The sequence below is a fragment of the Virgibacillus sp. AGTR genome, assembly GCF_016919725.2.
Classification (GTDB): domain Bacteria; phylum Bacillota; class Bacilli; order Bacillales; family Amphibacillaceae; genus Virgibacillus; species Virgibacillus salarius.
This window is the reverse complement of the sequence record NZ_JAJERH010000112.1, coordinates 1-8,283: the sequence shown is the minus strand read 5'-3', so window position 1 is coordinate 8,283 and position 8,283 is coordinate 1. Positions and strand designations below refer to the sequence as shown.

8 protein-coding genes are annotated in these 8,283 nt (G+C 36.5%); 2 read left to right on the top strand and 6 right to left on the bottom strand.

The genetic code is table 11. From position 1 onward, the window contains the following. Window positions 1-269: 269 nt before the first annotated feature. From pepF to spxA, 6 genes are all read right to left on the bottom strand, one after another. Window positions 270-2,078 (bottom strand): oligoendopeptidase F, encoded by a 1,809-nt coding sequence (gene pepF, locus JUJ52_RS22015; RefSeq protein ID WP_200862544.1) that lies wholly within the window; start codon window positions 2,076-2,078, stop codon window positions 270-272. A gap of 148 nt (window positions 2,079-2,226) precedes the next feature. Continuing rightward, a complete protein-coding gene (locus JUJ52_RS22010; RefSeq protein WP_205388417.1) occupies window positions 2,227-3,414 on the bottom strand; it encodes a competence protein CoiA in 1,188 nt (395 codons plus the stop codon). Between the two features lie 51 nt (window positions 3,415-3,465). Further along, complete coding sequence (locus tag JUJ52_RS22005) at window positions 3,466-3,663, bottom strand: hypothetical protein (RefSeq protein WP_026680656.1); 198 nt, start codon at window positions 3,661-3,663, stop codon at window positions 3,466-3,468. Window positions 3,664-4,069: 406 nt separating this feature from the next. Further along, the gene (locus JUJ52_RS22000; protein WP_121605629.1) at window positions 4,070-4,285 is read right to left on the bottom strand and encodes a hypothetical protein; all 216 of its coding nucleotides are present in this window, start codon (window positions 4,283-4,285) and stop codon (window positions 4,070-4,072) included. Window positions 4,286-4,598: 313 nt separating this feature from the next. After that, a complete protein-coding gene (gene mecA / locus JUJ52_RS21995; RefSeq protein WP_205388416.1) occupies window positions 4,599-5,279 on the bottom strand; it encodes an adaptor protein MecA in 681 nt (226 codons plus the stop codon). Window positions 5,280-5,671: 392 nt separating this feature from the next. Then, window positions 5,672-6,067 carry a transcriptional regulator SpxA gene (spxA, locus tag JUJ52_RS21990; RefSeq protein WP_021292282.1) on the bottom strand — a complete coding sequence of 132 codons (396 nt, stop codon included), beginning with the start codon at window positions 6,065-6,067 and terminating at the stop codon, window positions 5,672-5,674. 382 nt (window positions 6,068-6,449) lie between these two features. Here spxA and JUJ52_RS21985 point away from each other — a divergent pair, with 382 nt between their 5' ends. Together JUJ52_RS21985 and JUJ52_RS21980 are read left to right on the top strand one after the other, a co-directional pair. Then, window positions 6,450-6,791: a P-II family nitrogen regulator gene (locus tag JUJ52_RS21985; RefSeq protein WP_026680654.1), complete on the top strand. Its 342-nt coding sequence runs from the start codon at window positions 6,450-6,452 to the stop codon at window positions 6,789-6,791. A gap of 19 nt (window positions 6,792-6,810) precedes the next feature. Beyond that, window positions 6,811-8,181, top strand: a complete 1,371-nt coding sequence (locus JUJ52_RS21980; RefSeq protein ID WP_205388415.1) for an ammonium transporter — start codon at window positions 6,811-6,813, stop codon at window positions 8,179-8,181. Window positions 8,182-8,283: the final 102 nt, after the last annotated feature.

Below are 8,283 nucleotides of genomic sequence, written 5' to 3'. Positions count from 1 at the left end.
GAACAAAACGCAAGCGTCCGATTAGAAACATAGCGACTGGAGCGAATCAACAGAGATAAAGGAATCACGGGGTGCTTACGAGCCAATGATGACTTAGCATAGGCGATTCGTGAAGTCGCTTCGTTTCTGGGCGCTGGAACTGGACGCGGCTCAACACACCCCTATTTATCCACACGGGCTAATTTTATCATTTCCTTGACAATAAAATAACTGCCGAGAAAAATTTCTCGGCAGTGTAGGGAGACTCTGTTAGTCAACCCACTATTTCATTAGCTTAGCAGCTGCTCCATTTCATTTAGTTTCTCCTCAAATACATCTAGAGCATCTAAAATAGGCTGTTTATCGTTCATATCTACTCCTGCTTGCTTCAATACTTCAATTGGATAATCACTACTACCTGCTTTCAAGAAATTGATATAGCGTTTTACTGCATCTCCCTTACCATCTAGGATCTGACTTGCTAATGCGGTAGCTGCAGAGTATCCTGTAGCATATTGGTATACATAGTAGTTGTAATAAAAATGAGGAATTCGTGCCCATTCCATCCCGATTTCTTTATCGGAAATTACCCCATCGCCAAAGTATTTTTTATTTAGATTGTAGTATACCTCTGTTAATTTTTCTGCAGTTAGCGCTTCACCTTCTTGCTGTTTCACGTGAATAATATGCTCAAATTCCGCGAACATTGTTTGACGGAAGACAGTACCTCTAAATCCTTCTAGGAAATGGTTAAGCAAATATAGCTTTTGCTTCTCATCCTCTAAGTTATTCAATAGATAGTCATTTAACAATGCCTCGTTACAGGTAGATGCTACTTCTGCTACAAAAATAGAATAATTTCCATAACGGAAAGGCTGATTTTTTCTTGTATAATAACTATGCACGGAATGTCCAAGCTCATGAGCTAATGTGAACATATCATTAACATTGTTTTGCCAATTTAACAGTATATATGGGTTAGTACCGTATGCACCAGAAGAATATGCGCCACTACGTTTTCCTTTATTCTCTTCTACATCAATCCATCGATTCTCATAACCTTCTTTTATGATACTTAGATAGTCATCACCTAATGGAGAAAGCCCCTCTAAGACGTATTGCTTGGCTCTTTCAAAAGGAATCTCCATATCTACATCCTGAACAAGCGGCGTATAGAGATCATACATATGCAACTCATCCAGCTTTAACACTTTTTTACGTAATTCGGTATATCGATGAAGTAATGGGAGCTTTTCATCAACTGCTTCTATCAAATTATCATAGACCTTTTCCGGAATATGATTATCATCCAATGCTGCTTGTCTTGCAGAATTATAATTTCTAACCTTTGCAAAGAAGTTATCCTTCTTAATATTCCCGCTTAATGTAGAAGCGAACGTGTTTTGAAATTTCCCGTACGTATCATACATTGCTTCAAAGGCTGCTTTGCGGACAGAACGATCCTTGGACTCCAAAAAACGGATATATCGTCCATGTGTTAGATCTACTTCCTCTCCATTTTCATTTTTTATCGATGGAAATGTTAAATCTGCATTATTCAGCATACCGAATGTTTGCGAAGCAGCTGACATCGGTTCTGATGATTCAGCAAGTATTGCCTCTTCTCGCTCGCTTAAAATATGTGGCCGTTGACGGGTAATTTCATCCAACGTCTTTTTATAGGCCTTTAAACCTTGTTCTTCCTTTAAAAAACGATTTAGCTTCTCCTCATCGATTGCTAAAATTTCGGGAACTATAAAACTCATTGAACTAGAAGCTGAAGTCAATATACTCTCGGCCTGAGCATTTAACCGCTGATACATGCCATTTGTTGTATCTTGATCATATCGCATATGCGCATATGTATATAGCTTACCTAGTCGTTCTGATAGCTTATCCTGTAGCTGCAATAATTCTAGAAGTTTTGCAGGTGATTCTGCTAATTTTCCTTGGTATGCTTCAATTTGTGGAATGGCTTGCTGCAGACTTTTCCATTCCTGCTCCCACGCATCATTCGTTTCGAAGATATCTTCTAATTTCCACGTTGACTCTTCAGGTAATTCTTCTCGTTTAGGTAATTCCTTAGTTGATTTAGCCAATTCTATTCCTCCCTATTCGTCCTATAGTTATTCTTTCGTGATGTGTTTGCTAATTCCTTTTTAGCCAATAAACAAAACTCATTATCTTGTTTGTTAAGCATTTTAAAGTCTTCTTTTAAAATGCATACTTGCTATTTAGTATATCGTATTATTTATGAATCATGCTTTTATTTTGCTTCTGTAATTGATTAATGATTAGCTGATCTTCTTCTAGTGCTCGCTCTAAAGTTGAAGGAACGAAAACTGGTATGCGTTTTGTATAAATAAAGGGAGCATTCTGCTTTACAATTTTCAGTTGTTCAAGTAGAGACATATATTCTATAAGAGGATTTTTCGTCTTTAATAATAGTGGGGTTTGACTTATTGACCTAGTTTGCTTGTTCAATAAACGACCAATAAATCTAACATCCATTTTTGTACCAACTGATAGAGGAGCTATATGATCTAAGATAATTTTACTTTGCCAGAGCCATAGAGGCTTGTTCATACGAATCTGCGATGATATCGGTAAATAAATGAGGGGCGGCAATGTTTCCACATGGTGTTGTTTTATATATAGCCATTTCAACCATAAAAATTCTTGCTTGGTTGTTCGAACTCGTGATTTGGTCCGAAAAAGCATCTTTTCCTTTAACCATAATGGATACAGTTCTTGTTTAGGGAAGGAAATTTCTTTAAATATATCCGTAAAAATGAGATGCTTGAGCTTTGTAATTACAAACTTACCTAATGCTTTAAAACTGGTAGTAAAATAAATGTTTTGGGCGGTAATAAAGTAACGTGTAATAGGACAGAAGAAAAAAACTTTCAAAGATTGGCTTGTGGGAAATTGATGTATAAAGGAGCTGGTAAATGGAGATAAACGAAATTTACTGGCTGTTTCACGCTTAAAATGCTTAGCACCAAGTATCCATATGGGAGTAATTCCTGCAGCCTGATAACCCTTATTTCTGGCCGTAATAATAGATATTGGAATTGTAGCACACTGATATTCCAAAGCTATCTTTTTCGTGTTAACCGTTAATAAAATATCAGGTCGCTGTTGAATTTCATTGAGGAATGGCTCCAATGTTACGTTTAGCTTTTGGGCTTTTAACCATTGATACAGTATTAATTTCCCGGACTCATGATACGCCCCTTCACCATCTTCACGAATTCGGCAGTGGCTTGATGAATAATGAGCGAAATGTGGGATTACCTCTGCACCTGCTTTCATGATTACTTGCTGCTTACATATTGGACAATAAAAGGTCTGTTTTCGCAATTGTTCAATTTCATGCCTTGTTTTAATAGAAAGTAGCACGATTTCTCCAGTTTGCGCTATTGCTTGCAGCATAAAAACACCTCCGTGAATAATAAGAATTCGACAGAAAGTGCTTAAATCCTTCTAATTATTCTTCTTTTTCTTTAAGCGAATGGTACTTAAAAATAAAGCGCTACCTAAAAAAATAAAAGAAAGAGACAGATACTGATCCCGCCACTCGAAAACTGCACCTAATCGTTGGATGAATAATAAAATTCCTGTAATCATGAATACAGCAGCAATGATGATATTTACTTTACCGTATAAGGGTAGATTCCTCATGCGCTCACCTCTCCTGTTATATTCTATCAAATTAAACAACGTTGTAGGAAGAAAATTAAATCCAAAATTAATCAATCGGACATTTACTGGCAGTCCACCCCACATTATCCATATCGGTTTCACTGATATGAACGAAAATATCAAGTCCCAGTTCATCATTCCGTAAAAGATACTATTTTTGGCAATACGAAGCTAGAGGCACCACTTTTTGTGCTTCCTCAGAAAAACTTTATACGGAGTGGCGGGTAAGTTAGCCTACTTAGGTTTAGCCAATTATTTTTCTTCTTGGAGTGGCGGGCTTACTGCCAGTTATATGTGGGACAAAAAAAGAACATAAGAAAAACTGAGCAAAATTCGCTCAGTCCTTATCACTAAATGCTCAGATTTACGCTTTCTCTAGTAGCTATTATGGAATAATAGCTACTGCTTGCTTGACCACCACTCCGGCTGCCCACTTCTCTTTCCGTGGGGTTTGTCCTTCAGCTAACTTTTTTAGCAAAACCCGCTCAAAAAAGTGGATCTTCAGGTCAAACATTTCCCACAGGAGTTGAAGTGGCCGCCCTTCGCTATTATCAGGCTCTACAACGCTAGCATGAAGTAACACAGCTGCTTTTATACTCACAGATAGCGATTTTCACTTTACCCATTGTAAAAAAAGTCAACCTGTTACTTATGACAAGAATTGTTGCACCTTCTCATAGCGGAGACGAATTACGTAGACTCCTGCGGGATTAGCGCGAGCCGAAAATCCACTTTGCAACGTGTTCTTCTTTGCAAAGTTAGTTGAGGCCGTGCCCGCGGAAAGCGAAGTAATTAGTCGGAGCATTGCCAATATACATCAAACATTTCAAAATAACTACTTGGCTTAACGCAGTCATTGCACTGATTTTATACTTTCTTAACTTATAAAAAAAGCACTCCTTTTCAAGGAGTGTCTATACTTGTACAGGGAAATGGGATCGAACTTTATTAAACATATCTTCTTCAAAGATTTTCTTCCCGTATTCCTCAAGTACATGTATGGTAATATCTGAATCATCTGCAAACTCAAAAACTTTACTAATAATATCTTCTTGCTGTTTTTCATCAAGCTCTTCCTCAGAAAACTCCATATATAGATAATACTTATTGTTATAATGGTAAAGTGTTTCCATCGTACCTTCCTGTAGGTCATCAAGATAATGGCTTAGCTGTATTACATCTTCAAAGTCGACAAAATCAGCAATGATCCATAGCTTATCATCATCTTCTTCATCTAATGGTTCTTCATGCTTACCAAATTTATCTTCTAACATATTTTCGATTTTTTTATCGACTGGAAAATCAACTGTATTACCATCTTCTGTCTGAAGCTCAATATTGTCTCCATTTTTAGAAATTTGAGCTTTAGTTACAATAATTTCCAATCCTTTTTCCAAAGCCTGTACCTGTATCCATAACGGACCGTCAACATTAAAGTCCTCTTTATAATTGACTTCATCCATCATTTGCCAAAAAAGCTGTTCACTTCTTTCACGATTATACCAGATTTCTTCTCTCTCAAATCCGCGATCCTCAATATCAATATATGAAATGTAAAATTTCACTGTATTCTCGTTAATTCTTTCAATTTCCATTTTCATTTCTCCCCCTTCTTTTTTAGGTAGGTGGAAGAACAGCTTCACCAAATAACTTAATATTGTAGATTTACCCTAATGCCTTGATTTCTAATCTTTACGATCAGCTCATGCTTCCAACATGTGAGTGATGCCAAACTTCCTACAAACAAAATGTTTGTAAATGAAATAAAAGGTTTTCTATACTTATTGTATGATAGTAGCAAACATATTGGAAACATATATGCCTATATAATTAGTAACATATTTTAACCTATATTTAAAGTTTTGTCATCCTCGTTTTTGTGACGAAACCGTAACAATTAACCTGTCTACTTTGCAGGATTACAAGATAGCGATAAAAAAACGCAGATCGTAATTAATGATCTGCGTTTTTTAATATGTTAAATTGGTTAATTAACCATTCGTTGCGCCTCACGTAACTGAAAAGTACGAACCGTTCTTGGTAAGAAGCGGCGAATCTCATCTTCATTATATCCAACTTGCAGACGCTTTTCATCCAAAATAATCGGTCTACGTAAAAGACCCGGATTTTGTTGAATTAAATTAAAAAGATCCTTCATTGGTAATTGATCAATATTGACATCCAATTTTTGAAAAACCTTTGATCGAGTTGAAATGATCTCATCAGTGCCATCTTCCGTCATACGTAAAATTTCCTTTATTTCATCCAGTGTTAGTGGTTCGGAAAATATATTACGCTCCGTGAACGGGATATCATGTTCTTCCAACCATGCTTTTGCTTTTCTGCAAGATGTACAACTTGGTGAGGTATAAAGTGTAACCATTAAAACTTCACTCCTCATTCTAAAATGGGTTTAGTCATTCCATAAACATTTAACACTTATCAAATTAAAATAAGTTTAAATAACCCTATATGTAAATTATACTACAATTGTCAAGCGAAAGGTAGAGGATATTCAAGAAAAAATTGAGCTTTTTTTTAGATGTTTACGAAATGTAATTTAATCATTCACTTGTAAGTTACCCTTAATCATTTTTAATTAAACATCTTATTTGAAAAAATTTCTTAAAAAACCAATTGCAAATGCTTGTTTCGTAATTTTCTAAATAATTATATAAAATTACTTGATTTTAATTAGTATACCTATTATGATAATTTACATAACTTATAATGTAAGGTTTTCTTACACGAAGGGAGTGAGCGCATTGAAAAAAATTGAGGCAATTATCCGTCCAGAAAAGTTTCAATTACTTCGTAAAGCATTATCTGCAGCAGGTATTGGAGGCTTAACAGTTACAGAGGCTGCTGGAACAGGTAAGCAGAAAGGACAAAAGGGAGTATTCCGAGGTACAACCTTTCAACTACAACTACTAGCTAAAATTAAAGTGGAGACGGTTGTAGAAGAACAACGATTAGATGAAATACTTACTATTATTATCGAAAATTGTAGTACTGGTAATATTGGAGACGGAAAGATCTTTGTTTCGCCTGTTGAAGAAACGATCCGGATTAGAACAGGAGAAAGAGGGAAAGAAGCTGTTATGTAATTTAAAAGGAGGATGAAGCATGTTTAGAAAAAGTTTATTCTTGTTTTTCGTTATTTCCCTCATTGCATCTCCTGTATATGCTGCACCAACTACTACCTCTCTTGAGTTATCCATTAACTTGGTTTGGATTATGCTTGGTGCGTTCCTAGTATTCTTTATGCATGCAGGGTTTGCAATGGTGGAGTCAGGTTTTACTAGAGCAAAAAATTCCCTCAATATTCTTATGAAAAACTTCTTGACAATTAGCATTTCGACCATTCTCTTTTTTATTGTCGGCTTTGGTATTATGTTTGGTACTTCTGGAGGTTCATTCATAGGCACAGATAGTTTCTTATTACATGACGTTGAAGACGTTGGCTTCTTCGTATTTCAAGCAATGTTCATAGCTACCTGTGTCACGATTATTTCTGGTGCTGTTGCTGAACGAATGAAACTAAGCAGTTATGTTCTCATCGTGATAGCGATGACTGCATTTGTCTATCCTGTTGTCGGTCACTGGGTTTGGCAAGGTGATGGCTGGCTTACCGATTTAGGATTCAGTGATTTTGCAGGATCGACAGTAGTACATGTAACCGGCGCAGTAGGTGCTCTCACCGCTGTATTGCACTTAGGCCCACGTATCGGAAAATACTCAGGGAAAAGAGTAAATGTTATTCAAGGACATAACATTCCTATCGGGGCACTCGGTGTCTTTATCCTTTGGCTTGGTTGGTTTGGTTTTAATGGAGGTAGTACACTTACTGCCGACCCTTCGCTTGTACCTATGGTTATAGGCACTACGTTGCTATCAACTTCGGCAGCACTTGTATCGACTGCCGTATATACAAAATTACGCTTTAAGCGTATCGATGCCTCATTGTCCCTAAACGGTGTACTAGGTGGTTTAGTCGGCATTACCGCTGGATGTGCAGAGATTTCACTTGGTGGATCAATAATAGTTGGCCTTATTTCTGGCATCATACTTGTAGAAGGGATTCACTGGTTAGATGCCAAACTACGTATTGATGATCCCGTTGGCGCTATTACTGTACATGGTCTTTGTGGAATTTGGGGTACATTAGCTATCGGTTTATTTTCAACGTCGACTGGTTTGTTCTATGGTTATGGAACAACGCAATTTTGGATTCAAACGATAGGAGTTATAGCAGTTATCGCATGGACAATGATAACATTAGGAGCATTCTTATTCATTGTGAAACAATTCTCATCTATCCGAGTTTCTGAGGAAGAAGAATTAGCCGGATTAGACTTCACGGAACATGGATCAAATGCATATGAATTAAAGGAATCGCTTATTTCTGAAAATGACGAATCGATTGGTTATAACTTAGGTCTAGCTGATCGTTTAAATAATCTATCTATGGGGAATGCGAAACATAAATCAACTTAGTTCAAATGATACAGAAATAAACACTCTCACTCATTAATCTATAAAATAAAAACCTGTGTTTCGTATTAATTCGGACGGACTATATTTTAGCCTAAGTAAAAA

Excerpts from the sequence above, each read along its gene's own strand:
- JUJ52_RS22010 (WP_205388417.1), bottom strand. The coding sequence starts at position 3,414 with ATGCTGCAAGCAATAGCGCAAACTGGAGAAATCGTGCTACTTTCTATT.
- JUJ52_RS21980 (WP_205388415.1), top strand. The coding sequence starts at position 6,811 with ATGTTTAGAAAAAGTTTATTCTTGTTTTTCGTTATTTCCCTCATTGCA.
- spxA (WP_021292282.1), bottom strand. The coding sequence starts at position 6,067 with ATGGTTACACTTTATACCTCACCAAGTTGTACATCTTGCAGAAAAGCA.
- mecA (WP_205388416.1), bottom strand. The coding sequence starts at position 5,279 with ATGGAAATTGAAAGAATTAACGAGAATACAGTGAAATTTTACATTTCA.
- JUJ52_RS22005 (WP_026680656.1), bottom strand. The coding sequence starts at position 3,663 with ATGAGGAATCTACCCTTATACGGTAAAGTAAATATCATCATTGCTGCT.